We start from the raw sequence: 22,190 nt of genomic DNA, 5'->3' as shown, positions 1-22,190 counted from the left end.
GCCGGTTGCCCTTCAACCCGCGCGCATCTCAATGAGACCGCCCAATCCGCAAAAGGCAATAAATATCAATGATCAAGGACTTCAGAACGATTGCAGCCGCAAACGGGATCGCAAGCGATGCAGCCTTCGGTGCCGTGAACCCGCCACTTTATCTGTCGAGCAACTTCGCATTTCGAGAATTCGAGCACTCGCAGGCCTATGAATATTCCAGAACCTCCAATCCCACACGCGATCTCCTCGCCGATACATTGGCAAAGCTGGAAGGCGGTGCCGGGGCTGTCGTGACTTCATCCGGAATGGCTGCGGTCAACCTTGTCCTCAATCTGCTGAAACCCGGTGATCGGGTGATTGCACCACATGATTGCTATGGCGGAACCTACCGATTGCTTTCCGCTTTGAGAGACAAGGGTCATTTCGACGTGGAGTTTGTCGATCAAAACAACGATGAAGCTTTGATCGCCGCCTTGAAGCGCGGCGCGTCCCTGGTCTTCGTTGAAACGCCGAGCAACCCGCTCATGCGCATCGTCGATATCGAGGCCATTTCCCGGCATGCGAAATCCGTGAATGCGCGGCTGGTGGTCGACAATACCTTCCTGTCGCCCGCTCTGCAGCGACCCATTGCCCTTGGTGCGGACTTCGTCATCCACTCGACGACGAAATATCTCAACGGTCATTCCGATGTCGTCGGTGGCGCCGTCGTAGCGGCAGATTCTGATGACATCGAGGATCTGAAGGGCTGGGCGAACATGATCGGCGTCACGGGATCGCCGTTCGATTCCTATCTCACCCTCCGCGGCATCCGCAGCCTGTTTGCGCGCGTCGAGCGGCAGCAGACGACCGCTGCTGCGGTCGCGCGCTTCCTCGCCCAGCGCCCGGAAATCAGCATCGTACATTATCCAGGCCTGCCCACCCATCCCGGCCATGAGCTAGCAACACGGCAACAACTCGGCTTCGGCGCCATGCTGAGCTTTGAGCTCAAAGGAGGAATCGAAGCCGTACGCCGCTTCGTGGCCGCCCTGACGATCTTCACTCTGGCCGAATCCCTGGGCGGCGTCGAAAGCCTTGTCGCCCATCCGGCCAGCATGACCCATGTCGGCATGGGCGAAGAGGCGCGCCGTGCTGCTGGTATCAGCAACGGATTGCTGAGGATGTCGGTCGGCCTGGAAGCCGAAAAGGACCTACTGTCGGATCTCGCGTTCAGCCTGGCAAAAATTGGATAATTGCCGGCGGGGATGACGATCCCCTTCCGGTCAAACGCCCTGCCAAAAGCAACGTCGCTGTCCAGCGGTCTACGGCGCTCGCATCTTTGCGGCAAACGCGAATCTCGGCACGATCGAGACAAGCTGAGCCGACAAAAGCGATATCATCGAAATCAACACCAGAAAGCCTCCGATGTAGATCAACGGGGGCACATGATCGCTGTTGACGAAGTGAGCGTATATTTCCGTAAAGCCTCTATGACACATATAGATCGGATAGGAGAGATAACCGAGAAATATGCCAAGCGGCTGAATTTTCGCCGGAATTTCCAGAAATGTGCCGGCAAGGACGACCAGCGGCGAAATGACGATGCAGAACAGCAGGGCGAATTTCAGCGAATAGATCGGCAGAAACAGCAGGCTCAAAATCAAGACGATCGGCAAGAGCGCCAAATAGGTGACCGCGGGCGGCCTATTTTTCTGAACCCTGTATATGATCATCCCGACGACAAAGGAGAAAAAGACGCGCGCCAGTCCACCGTCGACCGATCGCCACTCCCAGCCGAGATCGAGGGACTGGTGCACCGAGACGGATGCGACCAGGCAGGCCAGCGAAACCGCCGCGATAACAGCAAGATATTTCGTTCTCATCCTGAAAAGCATCATGGCGAATACGAGATTGACGAGCAGCTCCCAGAACAGTGACCAGGCCGGTCCGTTCAAGGGGTATAGGGGCCACAAATCCGTTGCGGATCTCGTCAGAAAGCTCGGAGACGGCAGCATGAATACGGTCGAGATCAGGCTTGCGAGCAAATCGCCGATAGTGTCGTTGGACGATTTCCAATGGGCCAGCAGTTGTACCAGTCCGAAGAAGGTTCCGAGTAGGAACAACGGATAGAGGCGCGCGTATCGAGCCCTCATAAAGGCCGCCAGCGGCATTCCGCCTGCGAGCTTTTCGCTGTAGGACCTCGCAATGACGAAGCCGCTGAGAACGAAGAAGAAATCAACCGCAACATAGGCCAAAGGCGCGTAGGGCCGTTGAAGGTGATAGACAACGACCGCAAATGCCGCCAGGCCGCGCATCGCATCCAGCGAGGCGTATCGATGGCTCGTCCGACCCGTCGGGGTTGAGCGTCGCTGCTGCTGCGCAGCGACAGGCCTAACGCCTTCTTTGGTCGCTGATATATCGGATGCTTCCACCTCAGGTCACCATTTCACGTTGTTGGCACTGGCGGCACCGAAGAACTCGTTGCGCAGGCCGCGATCAAGCGGACGAACCCGCCTGAGATTGCGGAGAAGTTGGCGGGGGCGCCGAAGCGCGCTGGTATTGAAAAAATAGGTCGCGAGAAGACCGGAGGACTTGCTGTGCGCGCCGCTGTGCCCAACGCGGTAGATGGCGCCGCGAAACGGTAGCGCTTCGAGAGGCGTGCCGCGCTCGGCCAATATGTTTCCGATACGGACATGGCTGCCCAGCATCGACTTCACATAATCGATGTTGGCCGCCTCCAACGACACCGGGAGATCGTAGAGGCGCGATTGCACGATCAACGATGTGCCGCAATAGTTCGCGAAATCATCGTAATGCATGATCAACCGGCCGCCTTCGTTCCAGAGATAGCCCTTGTCGATCTTCCAGCCGTTCGCTTGTGGATGCTTCGCAACGTAACTGACGATGTTGGCGCTGACAAAATCGTCGTCATCCACGATCATGAAAAACCGCGAATTCCGGGCTGAAAGCATGCCGCTTAGCACGCGACGCCCCTTGTCCAGACGGAACGCGTCGTAGACCTTCTCTCTGTCCGCACTATCCAAATCATGGAGCTGGTTCGGCGGGAATGTAACGCGGGCGACAGAAAATTGCGGCGGCAGATCGGGCAGATCCGCACCTTCGTTGGCAACGATCACGGCGCTCCAATCGGGATTCGATTGACCGGCAATCGACGCCACGGTCTGGGACAACCGCTCTTTCAAGGCTGGCCAATCTTTCGCATTGGCCTGATGCCGAACCGGAATGATGAACGTAACGAGTGGCATAATTCCCTCTTTTGCGGTCACATCAGCCCTGGCGAATACGACAGGGACATTGGAATGGACAAACGATTCACTCGCTCGGCCGCCGAGCCGAGCGCAGGTTCTTGATGGCTATCTTTGGCGCCGCCGGAGCATTGTCTTCACCAGGAAAAGAGCTCTCTCCCGGCAAAGAATGAAGATCAAGCCGGTGTAGACGATTGCGCCGATCGGGATTTCGATGGCAAGGCGCGAGGCCGGGTGCCAATCCTGCAGCAATGCCGAAGCGCCCAGCACCGCAGCCAGCATTCCGACATAGGCGGCTATCGGCCTGAGAAACTGGGCAAAATAATTTCCGATGCTGAGCGCAATCAGTTGCGAAACCATCCAGAGCGTAACCGGCCAAAGGATCAGCACTTCGAGCATGAGCGCAAAGACGATGGTGGTGACGCCATATGGGTAAAGCAGCAGCACGGTGATGATCGTGACGATGTTTCGCACGAGCTGGTAGTAGAACCACCAGTCCGACTTGCCCTGGCTGGTGATCAAAGATGCCTGGACAACGCCTATTCCGCTCATCAATCCGATGACGCAGAAAAACCGCACCGGCCAGATCGCAGCCGCCCAGTGCTGTCCGAAAATCAGCGGAATAGCATCGTCGGCCACGGCGGCAAGACCCATGAAAGCCGGAAATGACACCAGCGAGCAGCCGAACGTTGCCATGAGGAATGCCTCGCGGACCTTGTTCTGATCATGCTGCAGCGACGAGAGAAGAACGTGCGTGACCGAGGTCAGGCCTCCGGCAACGACGTTGTTGATCATTTCGAAAAGCCGGCGGGCGAAATTATAGATACCGAGCGCGGCCGGGCTGACGAGCGTGCCGATGATGAGCTGATCGAGGCTCATGGACTGCAGGAAGCGATTGCCGGAAGCAAATATGCCGTAATGCAGGAGCTCGCGAAGACTGCTCCACTTGATCCTCAGCCCCGGCAGCCATCCCGCGCCCCAGAAGGCGGCAATGCATCCGGCGGCAGGTGCGGCGATCTGCGCGATCGCCAGTGCCCAGAGGCCGAAACCGGCGAAAATCAAGGCCAGGCACACGAGGCCGGATACGACCGTGGCGATCGCCGTGCGGACGGCGGCAAGATGAAAGGACATCGTACGGCCGATAAGGGCATTGGGAACGATGATCATCATGTCGAAGAAGATCTTCAAGCCGATAATCATCAACAGGCCGACGATTTCGTCATGGCCCAGGGCATGGGCAATGTAGGAGGATCCCCCGAAAAGCACGAGGTAAAGGATCGCCGCCGACGCGAACGACAGCCAGAACACGGTATCGAGGTGGCTCTGCCGAATGGTCTTTTGCTGGATCAACGCTTCGCCAAACGCGGTCGGCCCAAGGCCAGCGGCAAAACTCACGATGCTGAAGGCAAGCGCCACCAGGCCAAAATCCTGTGGCAGCAGATATCGCGACGTGACAATGAAAACGAGGCTGTTCAGCGCCGTCGGTATCAGCGTATCCAACGCCGACCAAAACGCCCCTTTCAGCGCCGCGCCGGACCGATTCTCGCTCAAGTGTTCGAAGACGATTTCATCCGACTCGAGAATAGCGCTCCCCGTTTCCCAGGAAGACGGCGACCTCAAGCTCTCATCCGATTCATTTGCGATGTTAAAACTCCATCTGATTTTCGGCGAAGCAGCCGCACAAGGTCACGTAGCCGTAGGCTGTCGCCTCAAATGGCGCCGAAATCGAATTGGTCAAGCGCGGTTTTCACGCAGTGCAATGCATTTCATATCTTTTTTGCTGCAATGCACATCTAGCGATAGCGCTGAGCGATGAAATCGCCTTCCGCTTTTCCGCTGAGGTATGGAGTGGACGCAAATGACGGCCATAGAATGGCCGTCCCACATCAAGCATCGACCGTCGTCGCGACGTTGTTAGTTGCCAGAAGGCGCGCCATGGCGCTCAGAAGGTCCGTCTGCGATATCAGGCCGAGGACGTGGTAGTCGGCATCCACGACAATCACCGCATGCGTGCGTCCATCGGTCAGAACGGGCAACAGCGATAGTGCAGGATCGGCAGCATCCGCCACAGCCGGTTCCGATATCGCGCCTGCAATGCTGTCGATATTCTGAGACAATTCGCGCAGGCCGATCGTACCGATCAGGCGGTCTTCCGCGTCCTTTACCGGCAGCGTGCGGATATTATGCTTCAACAGAAGATGCCGCGCATGATCCGGCTCGGCGCTCACGCCGATCGCGATCACGTCGTACGACATGATATCGGCACAGCGTATGTCTCCGTGCGATCGCACCGCTGCCTGCAACTCGACCTGCCGCAACAGGCGGCTGAGATCTGCCGGATCGATATCGAATGACTCGTCGAGCGCTGCCAGAGCAGCGTCGACATCTTCTTCCCGAAAGCCCACGCGCAAGACCGACGGCAGATCGCTCGTCTGATGGATATTCTCGGGCACCTTTGCGACGACATGCGGATAGTTGCGTTTGGAAAATCTGTGGAACAGCAGGCCGAGGCCAACGAGTATGCAGGAATTCAAGGCTACGGGGATGAACGGAAACAAGAACCCCCAGCCTGCAACGACCGGACCTCCGAGAACAGCGGTCAGTGCTGCGGCACCGCCGGGTGGATGAAGGCATCGGGTGAAAGACATCGCACCGATCGCCAGTGAAACGCCGACCCCGATGGCGATGATCGGATCGTGAATGAAATAGGCGGCAATCATGCCCATCATGGCGGAAATGGTATTGCCGCCGATAATCGACCAGGGCTGAGCAAGCGGACTGGATGGCACCGCAAAAAGGAGCACCGCCGATGCGCCCATCGGTGCGACGATGAGCGGAAGATGAGGGCCTTGCCCGAAGAGATAGCCGCTGATGACGCCGGTAAGACCGATACCGATCAAGGCACCCAGACAAGCCATCAATCGTTCGTGCAGAGTTGCCCCGGCAAGGATCGGTGAAAACAAGCGGTAACGGCTCAGTCCCATCTTCTGGGAGTCAGGATGCGGCATGATGAAACCAGTTTGGGGAAAGTGTTTGTGAGCGGGTGGAGGTCGTGGCGGCTAGTTTGTTACCAACCGCGGATCCCGGCCTTTGGCGGCGCTAAGGACTTCATGGAAGGCCTTGAATGCGGTCGGCCGATCATTCCTGCGATAGATGAGGATCGTGTCGACCGATCCAAGGTGATGGGTCGGAGAACTCGTCGGCCAATGCATGAGATCGAGAACCGATTTCGGTATGACACCTGCCGCGCCCCCGGTTGCGACGCTTGCCAGGATGGCATGGTAGGAGCCAAGCTCCCGCGTCTGCAAGCCACTCGATTTTCGCACCCAGTTTTCGGCAATCCTTCGATAGGTGCATCCGGGTTCCAAAGCGGCAAGGGACCCGACCCGCAAGTCGGCGGCGGATCGAATGGGCGGATGCCCGGACGGCAATACGAGCAACAGGTCCTCGACAAAGACGGGTTCCATCTCAAGCCGCCTAAGCTCCGTATTAAAATCTGCGTCTTCGTCAAGCATCGGCTTGGGCGGACGGGCGATCAGCGCACAGTCCAATGCCTCGCCAAGAACGTCCCGAGCGAGCTCGCGCGAGGCACCCAATGTCAAATGAAGCGACACATCGGGCCACATCTGGTTGAATTGCGTAAGCGCTGCCGGCAGTCGGCTTGCCGCCGTGCTTTCCATGGTCCCGACACGCAACGTGCCCGAAGGTTGCAGAGGCCTGACCGCTTGCCGCGCTTCGAGCGCCAGGGCCGCAAGGCGCTTGGCATAGACCAGAAACGTCTCGCCTTCCCGCGTCAACGTCATCCTCTTGCCGTCACGGCTGAAGAGCAGGACGCCGAGATAATCCTCCAACTGCTGAATCCGTGTCGTCACGTTCGACGGCGCGCGGCCGACGGCTTTGGCCGCCTTGGTCACGCTGTGGTCATTGGCGACGGCGAGGAATATCTCGATCGATGAAAGGTCCAAAAAGATCTCGATTCAGGAATTAAACTGCCATATCGTTCCCTATATAAAAATCATTGCTACGGCTCAAGCGGGTTTTCACCTCAATCCATCAAACGGGAGGGGTAAAGAACTAATGACAAAGTCAAATCGATCGGAGATGGGCGAAACACCCCGCGAATTCGCGTCGCCCGCCTGCATGCTGCACGAAGTCGATGCCGCCTATAGCGGCATCTCACCGAGCTTTGCCTCAAACGCAGACGTATTTGCCTGGCGAAAGACGCAACGACAAAGGCTGATCGATCAGCGCAAGGGGTTACCGGTAGCGGATCGCGAAGACTATACGCGCGCGATCGCGAGCCATCTTGACCGTATTGTCACCAACGTCGCCGGTAAATACATAAGCCTTTTTTGGCCGTTCCTGGGGGAACCCGACCTCAGAGGGTGGATGGCGAGCTTGACGGCTCGTGGCGCTATTTGCCTGTTGCCGGTGGTCGTCGCCAAAGCCACGCCATTGCTGTTCCGATCGTGGAAAATGGGCGACCGGCTTGAACGTGGAGTTTGGAATATCCCTGTGCCGGCCGAAGGCACGCAAGCTATTCCAGACATCGTCATAGCACCGCTCGTCGGCTTCGATGCTGGATGCTTCCGGCTAGGTTATGGGGGCGGCTTTTTCGACAGAACACTGGCTGCTCTCGGCTGCAAGCCTCTTGCCATCGGCGTGGGCTTTCAATCCCAAAAGATCGACACCATTCATCCTCTTGCCCATGACATCCCCATGGATGCGATCATCACGCAAACGGGATTGCAATACCGATGAGCCTTCATGCCGATCGACCATCGGGTCGATTGACTGCTGAACAGAAAGGCAGATAGACCTTCAAACAGGCAACGACGCATCCCAGCGCCCCGATTTGCCTTAGCAAACAGCCGTTTCTCGCCTTGGCACATGGATTGCTTCTTTAGGTTCGATACCAGAAGAGACAACGTTTCATGTGGCATATTCTCCCCTCCCTGCTCTTGAGCATTTCCCTCGGACTGAGCTGGAACAGGTTCTTGCTCACGTTCACGAGCCGAAGCGAGCCTCTTCAAAACCAGATGCCGGTCACGATGGTCGCTGCGGCCGTCAGCCTGTCCGCCCTCGCCCTGTCCGTTGCCGATAAGGGCCTTTTGCTGGGGGGAATGCTCGTCCTGCTTGGTCTGGCACTTGCGACCATCAGCAAGAGCCTCCCGCATCCTGTCATCATTGTCGGACTTTCGGCTGTCAGCCTTGCCGCCTATCTGCAATTCACATTGCATGCTCTTTGACGATCCGATTGCCGGCGCTAACCACCGCCGACACCTCCCCATCCTCTGTTCAGCTTTCCGGTTGAATGAACAAAGAGCGTGAGGTTGCGTTAGTGGCGTGAAAGAGGTCGGTGCGGAAGCAGGACGCAATGCGAACAACATTCAAGGTCGGCGATCATGTGAGCTGGAACTCCGAGGCGGGTCGTGTCAGCGGGACGATCATCAAAATTCATACCCGCGATTTCGATTATAAAGGCCACACGCATCACGCTTCCGCGGACGATCCGCAATATGAAATCAAGAGCGACAAGACCGACCATATTGCTGCGCACAAGGGAAGCGCACTTCATAAGGTATCGAAACAAGACCCCCACTAGCCATAAGGCTAATGATCGTCTTCCAGGCCAGCAGCAATGACATCGCAGTTGTGGCGATGGATCCGCAGCATTTCGTTGAAAACCGCCAAGGCCTCTTCGGCTGCTTTCGTGTCAAGCTGCCTGATGCGGAGTTTGGTGATGATTACCTCCTGGTTCGAAATGTGCTGCTCGCCTTCTGCAATGTGGCGCAGGACCATATCAAGATCGTCTTGTGTATAGGCCATTTCAACTCCTTGGCTGAGCGGCATCTTTGGGATGCGGCAAAGGGGACGCAGCAGGCTTTGATCGAGGCGCGCGATGATTTGGGGCTCGACAGACAAAGCGCGTCGCGCGTTTCTGACAACGGCTGAAGAAGCTTGGATATTTTCTTCAAAGGATGCCAGACGCGGCAGGGAACGTTGGGATAAGGCGCATGGCGTATTCCCTGCCGCGCTCTATAGAGGGCCGCCGTTGATGAGTGGAAAGAGCGCGAGATCAACGGCAGCTCTCTAACGACCGCTTGATGGAGCGAGCGTTGGCGAGTTTAGGGACGGGCTCGCCACGCACCGAACATCCAGCCGCTTCATTTGTTCCCGGCGCCACATTCGATTTTACCCACCGTAGGCGGCTGAACTCCCGAAGCGTTTTCCGATGCTACAAAACCGATGACCTCCGTGAAAAGGCCGAATTTGCAGTTGGAACAGATGCCAGTCTCCGCCGTTGACACATTGAGGTGCTGATCCCGACAAACGAGCGGTGACATGCCGATAGGCTCCGATCGCTCCCAGACACCCCGGCCAAAGCAATGCTTGCTTCAAACAGCAGTCGCGCCGCTGCACCCTGCCCATAGGAACACAGGCTGTCCGCGCTACAGATGCGAAGAGGATGAAAACATGTCCAATGTCGTCAAAACAAACGGAACCGACCGCAACAACGCAACCAGCCGCACGACGTTCGGTCGGTCGGTCGAAAGCCGTGCCCAGATAGAGGATGCCCAGATAAAGGGTGCGTCGACAATGGGAGAATTGCTAAACGTGTATCGCCTCACGCCTATCGCGGAGCCCAATGACCTGAATTGGCAAAACGCACCTTCACACGGCGAGGTGGTGGTGGCAGCCCGTACCGCCGGGGACGCCCGTGTCGTCGCGGCAGCGCGTGAATTGGACTACATGGAGGTCGATTCAGCGCCAGCCGAGGACGTCAGCACGGCGAACGCCAGCGCATTCCGCAGCGAGAAGCTCTATACGGTGGTGGAACTCGAGCACGGCCGGGCGGACTTGCGCCGTGGCATTCTGGAGGGGCGAGTGCGCACGGACAATATCAAACCTACGCAGTCCTGAGGTCATCACGGGCGACGCCTCGGGGGGAACTGCAGCGGTCCCCTTCGATGATCCAAATGCTTTGTAGGGCGCCCGATGTCGTGCGCTGAAACCGATCACCAGAATTTTACACCGATACCGACGACAACAGCGTTCTGCTTCAGATCGACGTTCACACCATTGATATCCTTGCTGCCGAAGTCGGTGTAGCGGTATTCCAAGCGGCCAAAGACGCGATCGGTGAAGGCATAATCAAGCCCGGCGCCGAGAGTCCAGCCATTGAAGGTTTTGGTGTCTTTACTGCCCGTGTCGACAAAGCCCCGCGTTGCTTCCCAGCCGCCTGTCGCATAGATCAGAGTGCGATCGAAGGCATAGCCGAGGCGGGCGCGAACGGAACCATCGATATCCGTCCCGACGTCGATGCCTGGCGCAACGGTATCCCTGTTCCAATTATAATTCAGGTCGCCTTCAAGACCGAGCACGACATGGTTCTCAAATTGCCAATTGTAGCCGATGAAGCCACCGACTAGGCCGCCACTTAAATCTTCAGACGTGCTTGCGCCGGGAATGCTGAAATCTCCATTCACCCAATTGCCGCCGCCGCGAATACCGGCATATGCACCCGCCCACGTGAAGCCCGCTGGCGTTTCAACGACAGGCGCCTCCGGTGCTTGTGTTACAACATCTGCGGCCGACGCCGCACTGAAGCCAACGATACTAGCAATCGCGGTAGAGATGATTAGCTTATGCATCGGTGTATCCTCGGTTGTTGCTATAGGTCGGGATATAGATCGTCACCGTCGAAAGGCTGTAGCAGAACTACCATATTTTAGCCGCAAAGCATATTAGCGACCCTAGATTTCAGGGCATGCGTCACAGGCGTCCACCGCAGTCGCCGCAAAACTTGATGTTTTGCAGCACTGCGAACATCGGAAAACGAGGCCAGTGTAGCGGGGATTTTCGCAACTCAAGCTCCCCTATCCAACTTGAGCTTTCGTGCGTCCTGCAGGATCATGGTGATGATCATGCCCACAGACGCGACAGCCGACGCGGCGATGAAAACACCCTGAGGCTCAAGCCGCGTTGCGATAGTTCGGCAAAGCCTCCCATAGGTGTCTGGTGCCATAGGTGGGATGCTAATGCTCTTTACAGCGGCGCCCATTTCATTGAGCATGGCAGCATATGATTGGCGGCGAAGATGGGAAACAACCCTCGCATATTTGCAGTTCTATTGGCCGCTGCGATAGCCATCAACGCACTGATGCTGCTTATCGCACCGTCGCCTTAGAGGATGCATTCTAACGGGTTCTCAAAACCTCGGCGCGATGTTGTGACGGCGTCTGCCCAAATGTGCGCTTGAACGTCCTTGTGAACTGCGACGTGTTTTCAAACCCAACATCCAGCGCGACCTCGATGAGAGGCGCCTTCGACCGGGCAAGGATCGATTTCGCCCGCTCCATGCGAACGCGGTTATAGGCTTTGGCAGGAGACATTCCCGTCTTTTCGAGGAATATCCTCTCCAGTTGCCGCCGCGATAACCCAACCTTGGCAGCCAGCTTGGGGATCGGCAGGCTGCCATCGACGAACTGTTCCATTGCGATCATCGTCGCCTTGACGCGGGCATCGTCATAATCTTCGTAGAGTGGACGGCGGGGCTGTATGTCCGCGGTCGTGCGAGCCTTCTCGATCTGAAGGACCTCCAGTGCATTTCGTTCCGCATCGCGGCTGATGTATCTCCTGACGAGCAATGCCGCCATGTCGGCAGCACTGCTACCGCCCGCGCACGATCCCCGCTGGCGATCGAGGTTGAACAACCGGTCGGAACGGACCTTGAGCTCAGGAAAGCGCTCTCGAAACCCTTCGTAATGCAGCCAGCTTACACAGGATTCGTGCCGCTTCATCAGGCCGGCCGCAGCAAGAATGAACGAACCGGTGCACACGCCGATCAGCGGCACCTTCTTGGCGTCGGCCTGCTTGAGGTAGGTGTTTGTCGCCTCGTCGACGGGATTTGCGACGGTCAAAAGACCGCCGACAACCACGATGTAATCGAACCTCGTGGGATCGACGAGATCCGACGTCGGGGCGACCTGAACGCCGCAGCTCGAGGTTATGAGGTGCCTCGTGCTGCCGAGCACCTGCCAGTCGGCAAGCACCCTTCCGGACCGATCCTGTTTGTCGCTTGCAAGCCGCAATGTATCCACGAAGAGCGCGAAGGCGGACAATGTGAAAGACCGCGCCAAGATGAACCCCACCTTGAGACGGCTGGCGGACGTCGTCACATCGTCTTCCGGTCGATGTTTCTCAGGCATCTTTCTATCCCCTCGCCGCTCCCAAGACCTCGAAGATTTACTTTATCGAATCTGGAAGCCGTACGCGAGCGGATCACGATCGTCGACAAAAATCGTGTTGTGGCCGATGACGCGCGCCCAGCCTCCTATGCTCGGAAGAATGCCTTTATAGGCCCCGATGCCAACTTCGGCTTCAATCCGGCCTTCGAAGATGGTTCCGATCAGGCTTTCGTGACGGTATGCCGATCCGACGGCCAGGCGTCCTTTGGCATGCAATTGCGCCATTCGTGCCGATGTGCCGGTGCCACCCGGCGATCGGTCGATGGCCTTTTCGCCATAGAAAACTGCGCAACGGCCATCGGAGACGTCGTTGACCGGGCCGTCGCACCATATCGCGTGGTGAACTCCGCGAATACGGGCATCATCCGGATGGATCGGATCGCATATATCCGCAAGAGCCGACCTGAGCTTCTGGCTGCAGCCGACGATATCGGCCGCGCTCATGCCGTCGAGGCCGCTCCAATTTTCCTGCGGCTCCACGACGGCGTAGTAGTTGCCGCCATAGGCAATATCGACGTGCAGACGTCCCAAGCCGGGCACATTCACCTCAACGTCCGCTTTGTGGAGGTAGCTCGGCACATTGAAGAGCCGGACGGAATCGACATGATTTCCGCTCGTTTCGAAAGTGACGTCGACTCTTCCGGCCGGGGTTTCGATCGAGAGCTTTCCGGGTTCACGCGGCTGGACGAGGCCTTCCTCGATCGCAGCAGTCACGAGCCCGATCGTCCCTGCCCCGCACATCGGCAGGCAACCGCTGACTTCGATGAAGAGCACTGCAATGTCGCAATCGTCGCGGTGGGCGGGATATATGATCGCGCCGGACATGACGTCATGTCCCCTCGGCTCGAACATGAGCGCCTTGCGGACCCAATCATGGTCTCGAAGAAATATTTCTCGCCTCTCGCCCATTGGGGCGTGCGGCAGAAGCGGGCCGCCGCCGGCAACGAGCCGCACGGGGTTGCCGCAGGTGTGTGAGTCTATGCAGAAGAAGCTGTGACGCATTCTCTAAATCTTTCCGGTTAGGCGCTCTTGGCCGGGGACCGTGCGCGTCCCTGAAGTGCCCCCTTTGAAAGCCTGTCGAGCAGGATCGCGATGGCGACGATGGCGAGCCCGGCGCGCAGGCCAAGACCCATTTCCATTCGGGTCAGGCCCCGGGTCACCTCAGCTCCCAGCCCGCCAGCGCCAACAAGCCCGGCAAGGACGACCATGGCCAGCGAAAGAAGAATGCACTGGTTGAGGCCGACGAGCAGGGTCGGCATCGCAGACGGTACCTCGATCTTGAGCAGGATCGCACGCGGTGGTGCGCCGGTTGCCTGGCCGAGTTCGAGAAGATCCTTCGGCACCTGATTGAATGCTAGCGTCGTCAGACGAAGCATCGGCGGCACGCCATAGATGATCGTGGCGATGATCGCCGGTACGCGGCCGAGACTGAAGATCATGACAGCCGGAATGAGGTAAACCCACGGCGGTACCGTTTGCATGATGTCGAGCACCGGCCTTATGGCGACCTCGAAGCCTTTGCGACGCGAAGCAAGGATGCCGAGGGGAAAGGCAATCAAGACCGAAATGGCGACCGCCACCGTTACGAGGGCGAGTGTCTGCATAGACGCTGCCCAAAGGCCCGCCAGAAAGCAGAAGGCAAGGGCGACGGCTGTCACCACGGCAGCCCTGATGCTGATCGCGAAGGCCACGATAAGGACCGCTGCGACAATGAGCGCATATGGAGGTGGGTAGAGTAAAGCGGATTCCAAGGCGCTAAGCACTGCTTCGATAAGCTTGGTGATGGCTTCGAAGAGCGGATGGAAATTGGTGTTCAGCCAGTCGACGGAGGGAGCAAAATATAGACCGGGCGAGAACCGTAAGAGGTCGAGGTTCATCTTGCACCTACCTTGGTGCGGCGGGCCGCACTCTGTGTCAATCTGTCGAGCACCATGGTCAGTATGACGATTGCGATCGCGGCATTGATCGATGTCGCCATATCGAGCGTGCGCACGGCGCCGTAGATGGTCTGGCCGAGGCCGCCGGAACCGACGATGCCGGCGATCACCACCATGCCGAACGCCATCATCAAGCTCTGGTTAACGCCTGCCATGACGCTTGGAATCGCAAATGGCAGCCGAATTTTCGTAAACATCTGCCATGGTGTCAGACCGCTTGCCTGACCGAGTTCGATGAAGGCCGGTGGCGTCATGCGGATGCCGAGCGAGGTCAAGCGAATTGCAGGGGGTGCTGCGACGACGAAGGTCGCAACCAGCGCGGTTGCAGGACCAAATCCAAGCAGCGCAATGGCAGGAAGAAGGTAGATATAGGGGGGCATCGTCTGGATGAGATCGAGGATCGGCTCCAGGAACCTGTCGAACCACTGCAAAAACCCAGCGACAATCCCCACAGGGATTCCGATCATTAAGGCGAAGATCGTGGCGGTGGTCACCAGTGCAAGGGTGCTCATGGTTTCGGCCCAAAGCCCCATGACCGCACAGAAGAAGAGAGCCAAGCCGGCGAGAAGCCCGGATGCAAGGTTGATCAGCCGCCAACCGAGCAGCGCCCCGATAATGGCGATGACATAGAACGGCGGGAGTTGAAGGAGCCAGAGAACGCCGTTGTAGGTTCCCTCTAGCGCTGTCCTTAATGGGTCGAACAACCAGTCGCCGTGGTCGCTGATCCAGCCTAGCGCGTCGTCGGTCCAGGCATCGAATGTATCCGCAATGACCGAGATGTCCATTTGCGTCCGTCCTCTCAGGCTGTCACATGTGGTTGCTCTGGGGATCCGGCGACACCGCGAAGCAGCCCGCGGGTCGTGACCACGCCGACGATGGAACCATTGTCGACGACGGCCAAGGCATCGCGCTCCGATTTCATCGTGAGATCGATGAGTTCGCCGATATCGGCTTCCGGAGTGGTCTGGAGGAGCGCATTCACGTCATGCTGTGGCTGCAGGCTCCTGTATTCTGCGATCGGCCGCATCACCGAATGCGCCTTGACGAGATGAATTCTGGATATGCCCGCCACGAAATCAGCGACATAAGCGTCGGCGGGCTTCGTTACGATCTCTTCTGCGGTTCCGACCTGGACGATGACGCCGTCCTTCATGATGGCGATCCTGTCACCAATACGGATGGCCTCTTCGAGGTCATGCGTGATGAAGACCGCGGACTTGCCGAGCGATTTCGTGAGTTGCCGGAACTCGTCCTGCAATTGGCGGCGAATGAGTGGATCGAGCGCGCTGAACGGCTCGTCCATGAGAATGATCTCGGGATCGGCGGCCAATGCGCGGGCAAGGCCGACGCGTTGCTGCATGCCGCCTGACAATTCCGAGGGATATCGCAACGTCCAGTCGGAAAGCCCGACCTTGTCGAGCGCCGTGCGCGCAGTCTTGTTGCGCTCGTCCTTGCGCACGCCGCGGACTTCCAAGCCAAACGCAGCATTCTCGAGGACCGTGCGATTGGGGAGCAGGGCCACGCTTTGGAAGACCATGCCAATGTTGCGCGCCCGCATGTCGCGCAGCTCCGCGGCATTGAGCCTGGCAATCTCCTTGCCCTTGACGGCGATGTTGCCAAGGCTCGGCTCGATAAGACGATTGAGGAGGCGAACCAAGGTGGATTTTCCACTTCCAGAAAGCCCCATGATGCAGAATATCTCGCCGCGGCGGACCTGGAGGCTGGCGTCGGCGACACCGACTACGCAGTTGAATTCGTCCAGGACCTGCTTTTTGGAAAGGCCGCGCTCTGAAACGGCTTTTACGGCAGCCGGAGCACGGGCGCCGAATATCTTCCAGACGCTCCGGCAATCGACCAGGATTTCGTTGGCATTATTCACGACAGTGTTCATTGCGTTCCCCCGCGGGTCAGTCCATCGCCGACCTGTTTGTGCTCATTGAGAGATGCGGGTCGCCAAACGGCGACCCGCCGTTCACATCATTCGCTCTTGATATTCTCCCACCGCTTCAGAAGATCGGCATGGCTCGCGGTCCAGTCCTTGACGGCATCGTCCATCGTCTTGCCGTCGCTGACAGCGCCATTGATCGCGGTGATATCAGCAAGCGGCACATAGACGCTGGCAATGACTTCGCGGGCGTGGGGGTGCTCCTCGGAAAAGCCCTTCTTGCCGACCCAGTAGTAGCTCTGCGGCGGCGGGAAGATGCCCTTCGGATCCTTGAGGAACTTGACGGGGTATTTCTGCATCATCCAGGACGGTTCCCAGATCGTGACTGCGACCCATTCCTTGCGGTCGATCGCCGACTTCAGCGCAGCGGTCATTGCGGCAGTGCTGCCTTCGACGAGCTGCAGCTTGAGGCCGTATTGTTTCACGGCATTGGCAGCGTCACGCATCAAACCGGAGCCCGGCTCGATGCCGACGATCTTGCCACCGAACTTGTCGGCATTGTCATTGAGCTGATCCATCGAGTCGATCGTCACATAGTTCGGGACGGCGATCGCCTGATACAGACCGTGCGAGACGGGGGAGATCTTTTCGAGACGCTTCTTGTTTTTCTCCCAATAGTCTTGCGCTACGTAGTCGGTCTGAGATGCAAGGATCTGGATGTCACCCTTGCTAAGCGCCGCATAGGCAATGCCCCATTCGGAGAACGGCACGACCTTCACCGTGTAGCCGGCATCCTCCAGCACTTTTTTGGTAATCCCGGTGATCGGTGTCAGGTCTTCCCAGGACATCGTGCCCACGGTGATGCTCTTGTCTTCCGCATGAGCTGGAAGCATGCTCATCCCGATCATCGCAGCGGCGCAAAGCGCCTTCCACAAAGCTTTCATTATTCTTTCTCCTAGTTTTCGTTCCCGTTCTTCTGAAGATCAGAACGCGGCCCGATCCTCACATTGCGCGGCGACGGATCATCCCTCGCGGCCTGCACGCAATTCCTGGAACCGGATGACCGAATTCACGCCGAGCCATGCGATCGGCTCGGGCGGCAGCCTGGTCGGTTCCGGTTGATTCCTGTATTGATCGAGTTCACGGCTATTGGCCCCAACAGCCAGATCGGCAGCCATCATCCCTGCCAGCGTGCTCTTGACCGTGCCGAGGCCATTTTCGCAGCACGCGGAAAACAGCCCTTCTTCGACCTCGCCAAATGCCGGCACATGGTTTCTGCTGAGGCACAGCGCGCCGGCCCAGCTATATTCCATCGGCAAAGCCTTCAGCCCCGGGAAACGGGCATCGAACGACCGGCGCTGCTCGGCGGCCACGCCGGCGACGCGCCTATCCGACACTCTGAGGCTTGGGTCGTATGTGAACCGCGTTCTTACGACGATCCGGGAACGCCCATTTGTGGTGACCTTGCGCACGGTCGCCCCCATGGGGTCCGCCGGCAGCAGCGCCCACCGATCGACACCAGTAACGTCGCCTCCGAACTCGTTCTGGGAGAAGGCGGCGGTCATGGACGCGTAGGTGAAGATGTGCAGCAGCCGTCTGCGGAAGTGGCCGAAGCTTTCGATGTGGCCGTTTACACCCAGGATGACCTTCGGTGCGGACACGGACCCGCGGTTTGACCTGGCCTTCCAGAGCTTTCCTTCGCGCGAAAGCTCCAGCACCGGCGAATGTTCGTAAATACCGACTTTCGATCGCAATCCCTGCGCCAGGCCGCGAATATACTCCGCCGGCTGGATCATCACGGCTCCTGGCGTATAGAGCCCTCCCCGATAATAGTGCGAGCCGGTCATTTCGCGCATCTGATCGGCATCGAGGACGCGATAGTCTTCGCCGATCTTCTCAAGAGACTTTCTGTAATTCTCGTTGAGCCCCAGGCCTCGGTCCGACGCAGCCGCGTTTACCTTGCCCGACGGATCGAATATTTCCCTGGACAGGCCGTACTCGGCCGCAGCGTCCGCTGCGAAGGCAATCGCCAAGCGGTTCTGTTTGATCTCTTCCTTGGTGGATTGCTCGTCGGCAACCGAGTACTCGCCGGAAGAGAGACTATGCGGCACGTCGATCATGAAGCCGGAATTCCTTCCGGCTGGTCCCTTTGCGAGTTCACGAGCCTCAAGAATGACGATCTTATCTTGGGGCCGCAATTGCGAGAGGCGCCGTGCCGCGGACAGGCCGGCAAATCCTCCACCGACAATCAGCCAGTCCGCAGTGATGTCGTGGTCAAGCGCCGTGGCGGGATAGGCGCGTTCGCTGATCGCCTCCCATCCCGAAACGCCGGTATCGATCGGCAGGCGCTTGATCACATGTCGGCTCATCTGATTGCCTCATCGACGGCACGTTCGGAGACGTCGATCCAGATGGTCTTGAGTTCGCAGTAGTTGTCGTGGGCAAAGACCGACTTGTCGCGGCCACCGAAGCCGGATTCCTTGTAGCCGCCGAACGGCGTGCTCGCATCGCCTTCGCCGAAGCAGTTGACGGTGATGAGACCGGCACGGATGTCGCGCGACACCCGGATCGCGTTGCGCAGGCTGCCGGTATAAACCGATGCCGTCAGGCCGTAATTGGTGTCGTTGGCCAAAGCGACGGCTTCGGAGAGGGAGTTGAATGTCGTCACCGACAGGATCGGCCCGAAGATCTCCTCCTTGAACAGGCGGCTTGCGGGTGTGACGCCGTCAACGACCGTCGGTTCGATAAAGACGCCGCTTTGCGTTTCGCCACCAAAGGCCAGCGAGAGCTTCTCGCTCGTCACGTCGTCGAGGAAGGAACGCACCTTCTCGAAGTGGCTCTTGCTGACCAGGGCGCCGATGCGGTTTTCCGGATTGAGCGGATCGCCGGTCTTCCATTCGCGCAGATAGGCGCCGATCCGCTTCAGCAGTTCGTCCTTGATGCTGGCGTGAACGATGAGGCGCGAGGAGGCGCTGCAGTTTTCGCCCATGTTCCAGAAGGCACCGTTGACCACCTGTTCGGCGACGAGATCGAGGTCTTCGGCGTCTTCCAGCACCACGGCCGGGTTCTTGCCGCCGCATTCGAGCACGACTTTCTTCAGGTTGGAATCGGCCGAATAATGCAGGAAGCGCCGGCCGGTCGGGGTCGAGCCGGTAAAGGCCACCATGTCGACATCCATATGCAGGCCAAGCGGTTCGCCAACGTCCCTGCCGCTGCCGGTGACGACATTGAAGACACCGGCCGGAATGCCGGCCTCATGGGCAAGCTCGGCGACGCGCAAGGTCGTCAGCGTCGTTTCCTGGGCGGGTTTGACGATCACCGAGCAGCCGGCGGCGAGTGCCGGCGCGATCTTCCAGGCGAGCATCAGCAGCGGGAAGTTCCACGGCAGCACGCAGGCGACGACGCCGATCGGATCACGAACGACCATCGCCAAGGCATTGGGACCAACGGAATTGGTGTTGTCATAAAGCTTGTCGATCAGCTCGGCATGCCAGCGGATCGTGTGGATCGTGTCCGGGACATCGACGGTCTGGCACTCGCGGACCGGCTTGCCGCTGTCGATGCTTTCCATGACGGCGAGTTCGTGGCGGTTTTCTTCCAGCAGCTTGGCAAGCTTGAGGAGGATGGTTTTGCGGTCGCCGGGCGTGAGCTGGCGCCAGCGGCCATCGTCGAAGGCCTGCTTGGCCTTGGCGACGGCATAGTCGACGTCGCTGCCATCACAGGCGGCGATCTCCGCCAGCGCCTCGCCGGTTGCCGGATTGGTCGTCTTGAACGTCTTGCCGGAATTGGCCGGACGGAAGGCGCCGTCGATGAAAGCATTCGTCGGGAACTGAAGGCCGGCGGCGAGCGCCTTATATTCCGTTGCGGTCAAGGGTTCATGCATAGTTGGCTCCCACGGTGATCTGGGCGACCGTGCGCTTCAGGTTGGCAACGACGGTCTCAAGGGTTCGCTTTTCGTCCGAGGTCAGGCCGCGCAGCGGCGCGCGCACCGGACCGGCCTTCAGGCCGATGATCTCGCAGCCATGTTTGATCGACTGCACGAACTTGCCGCATTCGAGGAAATCCATCAGCGGCAGCATGGCGGTCATGATCGCCCGGCCCTTGTCGAAGTTCTTTTCGAGGACGCAAGCCTCATAAAGCGCGACATGTTCGCCCGGCAGGAAGTTGGAGCCGGCGCAGACCCAGCTCTTCGCCCCCCAGGCAAAAAATTCCAGCGCCTGATCGTCCCAGCCGCAGGAAAGCCCGATATGCGGGAACTTCCTGGCCAGCAGATGCAGGTTGCCCATGTCGCCGGAGCTTTCCTTGATCGCCACCACATTCTTCGACTTGCCGACGCGGGCAAAATACTCCTCACCCATCATCACACCCATGCGGGCGGGATAGTTGTAGAGCATGATCGGCAGGTTGGCGGCGCGGTCGACGGTCAGCGCATGAACGGCATTCTCGCGCTCCGTCGGCAAAGCATAAGGCGGCGACGACACCAGGATGGCATCGGCGCCGATCTCCTTGGCCGCCTTGGCATATTCGACCGAATCTTCGGTGCGCGTCGCGCCGGTGCCGATGATCAACGGCAGCCGGGTGCCGATCACCTCCTTGGCATAGGCGCCAAGCTCAAACCGCTCCTGGCTGCTCTGGGCGTAATATTCGCCGGTCGATCCGCCGACGATGATGCCATGCACGCCGGCCGCAATCAGCGACTCCAGCACCGCCGCAAAACCCTTCCTGTCGATCTGCCCATCCGGGCTCAGCGGCGTCACCGCAGGCGTATAGATGCCTTCAAACTTCACGATGATTTCTCCAATGATTGCACGCTCGGACCGCCGATCAGCGCATCCGCCTTAAGTCCTTGTGGCGCTATGAACATTTCCATGTTCTCGCGGGACAGTTCCCAATGCTCGAAAACCAGGTCGACGACGGCGTCTTCGTCGTGGGAGCCAAGGGCCTCGATGAAATTGTCATGGTGCTCGACCGCCACCTGCAGGCGCCGCCTCATGTCCTGAGTTCTCGGACGGAAGAACGTGTGTCCGATGCGCGCATGGTCGATCAGGAGCCGGCCGAGGCTCGGCTGCAGATAGTCGTTGGCCGACATCTCGCCGAAGATTTCATGGAAGCGGTTGTTCTCGAGAACCATCGTAAACGCATCCATATCCTTGCTGGCCTGGCGAAAACGCTCCTGCGTCTGCTTCAGATCGGCAAGCTGGGATTGCTTGAAGTTCTGCACCGCTAGGCGGCCGATCGCCGCGTAAATCATCGGCGCAACCAGAAAAAAGTTCCGCAGCGTAGCGTGGTTCATCGGAATGACCCGGGCCCCGCGGTTCTCGCGGATGTCGATATACCCCTCCCCCGCCAGACGCCGGAAAATGTCCCGAACCGGGGTGCGCGAAAGGCCGTAACGCGCACTGAGGCTCGCCTCATCGAGATCAGTATCCGGATCCAGCTCCATCGTCAGGATTTGACGCTTCAGGTCCTCATAGAGGTTGCTCTTAACGGTCTTCGCCATGGGAAAACTCCGGTCCGCGTCTTTCCTGATGACGAGGATCATTGCACGCGTCGGCGCTCGAGTCAACAATTGTGTACTCTTTGTACACAATGAATGTTCACAGAAAATACAATTCTTGGGAGCGCAAGTTTATCTGCCGCGGCCCTAGCACGGCGCCAGAGCTATCTTTTGAAGAATGAAGTCCGGTGGATCGTTTCCGACTGGGTGCCCAGCAAATTGAGGTCGTGATCGCCCGGCCGCCCAGCATGGCGGTCGTTCCAGCAAGCAAAATCCGAGACTTGCCTCTCCTGACGTTTAGGACCGGTTGATCGACGTCAGGTCTGGAGCGGGATCATCGAAAGGAACTCCCCCTCAAGGGCCGCGTTAACTCGCCATGTCCCTTCA

General features: G+C 58.6%; 22 protein-coding genes. 6 read left to right on the top strand and 16 right to left on the bottom strand.

The window, feature by feature from the left end; all coding sequences use genetic code 11:
- The first annotated feature begins 68 nt into the window (after positions 1-68).
- Entirely contained in the window at positions 69-1,220 is a 1,152-nt protein-coding gene (gene metB / locus GGD50_RS21955; protein ID WP_183939314.1) for a cystathionine gamma-synthase, read from the top strand.
- 69 nt (positions 1,221-1,289) lie between these two features.
- Here metB and GGD50_RS21950 read toward each other — a convergent pair whose 3' ends face one another.
- From GGD50_RS21950 to GGD50_RS21930, 5 genes are all read right to left on the bottom strand, one after another.
- Positions 1,290-2,399 (bottom strand): acyltransferase family protein, encoded by a 1,110-nt coding sequence (locus GGD50_RS21950; RefSeq protein WP_343069997.1) that lies wholly within the window; start codon positions 2,397-2,399, stop codon positions 1,290-1,292.
- Positions 2,400-2,405: 6 nt separating this feature from the next.
- Positions 2,406-3,233: a galactosyl transferase gene (locus tag GGD50_RS21945; RefSeq protein ID WP_183939312.1), complete on the bottom strand. Its 828-nt coding sequence runs from the start codon at positions 3,231-3,233 to the stop codon at positions 2,406-2,408.
- Between the two features lie 108 nt (positions 3,234-3,341).
- Entirely contained in the window at positions 3,342-4,853 is a 1,512-nt protein-coding gene (locus tag GGD50_RS21940; protein ID WP_210318929.1) for a lipopolysaccharide biosynthesis protein, read from the bottom strand.
- A gap of 266 nt (positions 4,854-5,119) precedes the next feature.
- Positions 5,120-6,241: an HPP family protein gene (locus tag GGD50_RS21935; RefSeq protein ID WP_183939310.1), complete on the bottom strand. Its 1,122-nt coding sequence runs from the start codon at positions 6,239-6,241 to the stop codon at positions 5,120-5,122.
- A 51-nt stretch (positions 6,242-6,292) separates the two neighbouring features.
- Positions 6,293-7,198: a LysR substrate-binding domain-containing protein gene (locus GGD50_RS21930; RefSeq protein WP_183939308.1), complete on the bottom strand. Its 906-nt coding sequence runs from the start codon at positions 7,196-7,198 to the stop codon at positions 6,293-6,295.
- A gap of 136 nt (positions 7,199-7,334) precedes the next feature.
- Here GGD50_RS21930 and GGD50_RS21925 point away from each other — a divergent pair, with 136 nt between their 5' ends.
- The 5 genes from GGD50_RS21925 (at position 7,335) to GGD50_RS21905 (ending at position 10,157) form a co-directional block, all read left to right on the top strand.
- Positions 7,335-7,994, top strand: a complete 660-nt coding sequence (locus GGD50_RS21925) for a 5-formyltetrahydrofolate cyclo-ligase (RefSeq protein WP_246451400.1) — start codon at positions 7,335-7,337, stop codon at positions 7,992-7,994.
- 173 nt (positions 7,995-8,167) lie between these two features.
- Positions 8,168-8,482: a hypothetical protein gene (locus GGD50_RS21920; RefSeq protein WP_183939306.1), complete on the top strand. Its 315-nt coding sequence runs from the start codon at positions 8,168-8,170 to the stop codon at positions 8,480-8,482.
- A 128-nt stretch (positions 8,483-8,610) separates the two neighbouring features.
- Complete coding sequence (locus GGD50_RS21915; RefSeq protein WP_183939304.1) at positions 8,611-8,838, top strand: hypervirulence associated TUDOR domain-containing protein; 228 nt, start codon at positions 8,611-8,613, stop codon at positions 8,836-8,838.
- Between the two features lie 11 nt (positions 8,839-8,849).
- Positions 8,850-9,188 carry a hypothetical protein gene (locus GGD50_RS32585; protein ID WP_210318928.1) on the top strand — a complete coding sequence of 113 codons (339 nt, stop codon included), beginning with the start codon at positions 8,850-8,852 and terminating at the stop codon, positions 9,186-9,188.
- Between the two features lie 522 nt (positions 9,189-9,710).
- Entirely contained in the window at positions 9,711-10,157 is a 447-nt protein-coding gene (locus GGD50_RS21905) for a hypothetical protein (RefSeq protein ID WP_183939302.1), read from the top strand.
- Between the two features lie 95 nt (positions 10,158-10,252).
- Here the strand turns inward: GGD50_RS21905 and GGD50_RS21900 are convergent, their stop codons facing one another.
- From GGD50_RS21900 to GGD50_RS21850, 11 genes are all read right to left on the bottom strand, one after another.
- Positions 10,253-10,888: an outer membrane protein gene (locus tag GGD50_RS21900; RefSeq protein WP_183939300.1), complete on the bottom strand. Its 636-nt coding sequence runs from the start codon at positions 10,886-10,888 to the stop codon at positions 10,253-10,255.
- 546 nt (positions 10,889-11,434) lie between these two features.
- Complete coding sequence (locus GGD50_RS21895; RefSeq protein WP_183939298.1) at positions 11,435-12,445, bottom strand: GlxA family transcriptional regulator; 1,011 nt, start codon at positions 12,443-12,445, stop codon at positions 11,435-11,437.
- Between the two features lie 42 nt (positions 12,446-12,487).
- A complete protein-coding gene (locus GGD50_RS21890) occupies positions 12,488-13,486 on the bottom strand; it encodes a 4-hydroxyproline epimerase (RefSeq protein WP_183939296.1) in 999 nt (332 codons plus the stop codon).
- A gap of 17 nt (positions 13,487-13,503) precedes the next feature.
- A complete protein-coding gene (locus GGD50_RS21885; RefSeq protein ID WP_183939294.1) occupies positions 13,504-14,361 on the bottom strand; it encodes an ABC transporter permease in 858 nt (285 codons plus the stop codon).
- The gene (locus GGD50_RS21880; RefSeq protein WP_183939292.1) at positions 14,358-15,206 is read right to left on the bottom strand and encodes an ABC transporter permease; all 849 of its coding nucleotides are present in this window, start codon (positions 15,204-15,206) and stop codon (positions 14,358-14,360) included. Before GGD50_RS21880 ends, GGD50_RS21885 begins: the two co-directional genes overlap by 4 nt.
- Before the next feature lie 14 nt (positions 15,207-15,220).
- Positions 15,221-16,312 (bottom strand): quaternary amine ABC transporter ATP-binding protein, encoded by a 1,092-nt coding sequence (locus tag GGD50_RS21875; RefSeq protein ID WP_183939290.1) that lies wholly within the window; start codon positions 16,310-16,312, stop codon positions 15,221-15,223.
- 86 nt (positions 16,313-16,398) lie between these two features.
- Complete coding sequence (locus GGD50_RS21870; protein WP_183939288.1) at positions 16,399-17,250, bottom strand: glycine betaine ABC transporter substrate-binding protein; 852 nt, start codon at positions 17,248-17,250, stop codon at positions 16,399-16,401.
- A 78-nt stretch (positions 17,251-17,328) separates the two neighbouring features.
- Positions 17,329-18,675, bottom strand: a complete 1,347-nt coding sequence (locus GGD50_RS21865) for an NAD(P)/FAD-dependent oxidoreductase (RefSeq protein ID WP_183939286.1) — start codon at positions 18,673-18,675, stop codon at positions 17,329-17,331.
- Positions 18,672-20,189: an aldehyde dehydrogenase gene (locus GGD50_RS21860; RefSeq protein WP_183939284.1), complete on the bottom strand. Its 1,518-nt coding sequence runs from the start codon at positions 20,187-20,189 to the stop codon at positions 18,672-18,674. Before GGD50_RS21860 ends, GGD50_RS21865 begins: the two co-directional genes overlap by 4 nt.
- Positions 20,182-21,093 carry a dihydrodipicolinate synthase family protein gene (locus GGD50_RS21855; RefSeq protein ID WP_183939282.1) on the bottom strand — a complete coding sequence of 304 codons (912 nt, stop codon included), beginning with the start codon at positions 21,091-21,093 and terminating at the stop codon, positions 20,182-20,184. The genes GGD50_RS21860 and GGD50_RS21855 overlap by 8 nt, the downstream gene beginning before the upstream one ends.
- On the bottom strand, positions 21,090-21,806 hold the full coding sequence (locus GGD50_RS21850) for a GntR family transcriptional regulator (protein WP_183939280.1): 717 nt from the start codon (positions 21,804-21,806) through the stop codon (positions 21,090-21,092). Before GGD50_RS21850 ends, GGD50_RS21855 begins: the two co-directional genes overlap by 4 nt.
- Between the last annotated feature and the right edge of the window lie 384 nt (positions 21,807-22,190).

It is taken from the genome of Martinezella paranaensis (genome assembly GCF_014200235.1).
In the GTDB taxonomy this organism is placed as follows: Bacteria; Pseudomonadota; Alphaproteobacteria; order Rhizobiales; family Rhizobiaceae; genus Rhizobium; species Rhizobium paranaense.
Note: the sequence above shows the minus strand (reverse complement) of the source record. Positions and strands in the feature narration are given on the sequence as shown.

Coding starts and splice junctions, on each gene's coding strand:
- GGD50_RS32585 (WP_210318928.1), top strand. CDS start 8,850: ATGATCGTCTTCCAGGCCAGCAGCAATGACATCGCAGTTGTGGCGATG.
- GGD50_RS21895 (WP_183939298.1), bottom strand. CDS start 12,445: ATGCCTGAGAAACATCGACCGGAAGACGATGTGACGACGTCCGCCAGC.
- GGD50_RS21900 (WP_183939300.1), bottom strand. CDS start 10,888: ATGCATAAGCTAATCATCTCTACCGCGATTGCTAGTATCGTTGGCTTC.
- GGD50_RS21935 (WP_183939310.1), bottom strand. CDS start 6,241: ATGCCGCATCCTGACTCCCAGAAGATGGGACTGAGCCGTTACCGCTTG.
- GGD50_RS21860 (WP_183939284.1), bottom strand. CDS start 20,189: ATGCATGAACCCTTGACCGCAACGGAATATAAGGCGCTCGCCGCCGGC.
- GGD50_RS21890 (WP_183939296.1), bottom strand. CDS start 13,486: ATGCGTCACAGCTTCTTCTGCATAGACTCACACACCTGCGGCAACCCC.
- GGD50_RS21865 (WP_183939286.1), bottom strand. CDS start 18,675: ATGAGCCGACATGTGATCAAGCGCCTGCCGATCGATACCGGCGTTTCG.
- GGD50_RS21915 (WP_183939304.1), top strand. CDS start 8,611: ATGCGAACAACATTCAAGGTCGGCGATCATGTGAGCTGGAACTCCGAG.
- GGD50_RS21905 (WP_183939302.1), top strand. CDS start 9,711: ATGTCCAATGTCGTCAAAACAAACGGAACCGACCGCAACAACGCAACC.
- GGD50_RS21880 (WP_183939292.1), bottom strand. CDS start 15,206: ATGGACATCTCGGTCATTGCGGATACATTCGATGCCTGGACCGACGAC.
- metB (WP_183939314.1), top strand. CDS start 69: ATGATCAAGGACTTCAGAACGATTGCAGCCGCAAACGGGATCGCAAGC.
- GGD50_RS21885 (WP_183939294.1), bottom strand. CDS start 14,361: ATGAACCTCGACCTCTTACGGTTCTCGCCCGGTCTATATTTTGCTCCC.
- GGD50_RS21945 (WP_183939312.1), bottom strand. CDS start 3,233: ATGCCACTCGTTACGTTCATCATTCCGGTTCGGCATCAGGCCAATGCG.
- GGD50_RS21920 (WP_183939306.1), top strand. CDS start 8,168: ATGTGGCATATTCTCCCCTCCCTGCTCTTGAGCATTTCCCTCGGACTG.
- GGD50_RS21875 (WP_183939290.1), bottom strand. CDS start 16,312: ATGAACACTGTCGTGAATAATGCCAACGAAATCCTGGTCGATTGCCGG.
- GGD50_RS21850 (WP_183939280.1), bottom strand. CDS start 21,806: ATGGCGAAGACCGTTAAGAGCAACCTCTATGAGGACCTGAAGCGTCAA.
- GGD50_RS21870 (WP_183939288.1), bottom strand. CDS start 17,250: ATGAAAGCTTTGTGGAAGGCGCTTTGCGCCGCTGCGATGATCGGGATG.
- GGD50_RS21925 (WP_246451400.1), top strand. CDS start 7,335: ATGGGCGAAACACCCCGCGAATTCGCGTCGCCCGCCTGCATGCTGCAC.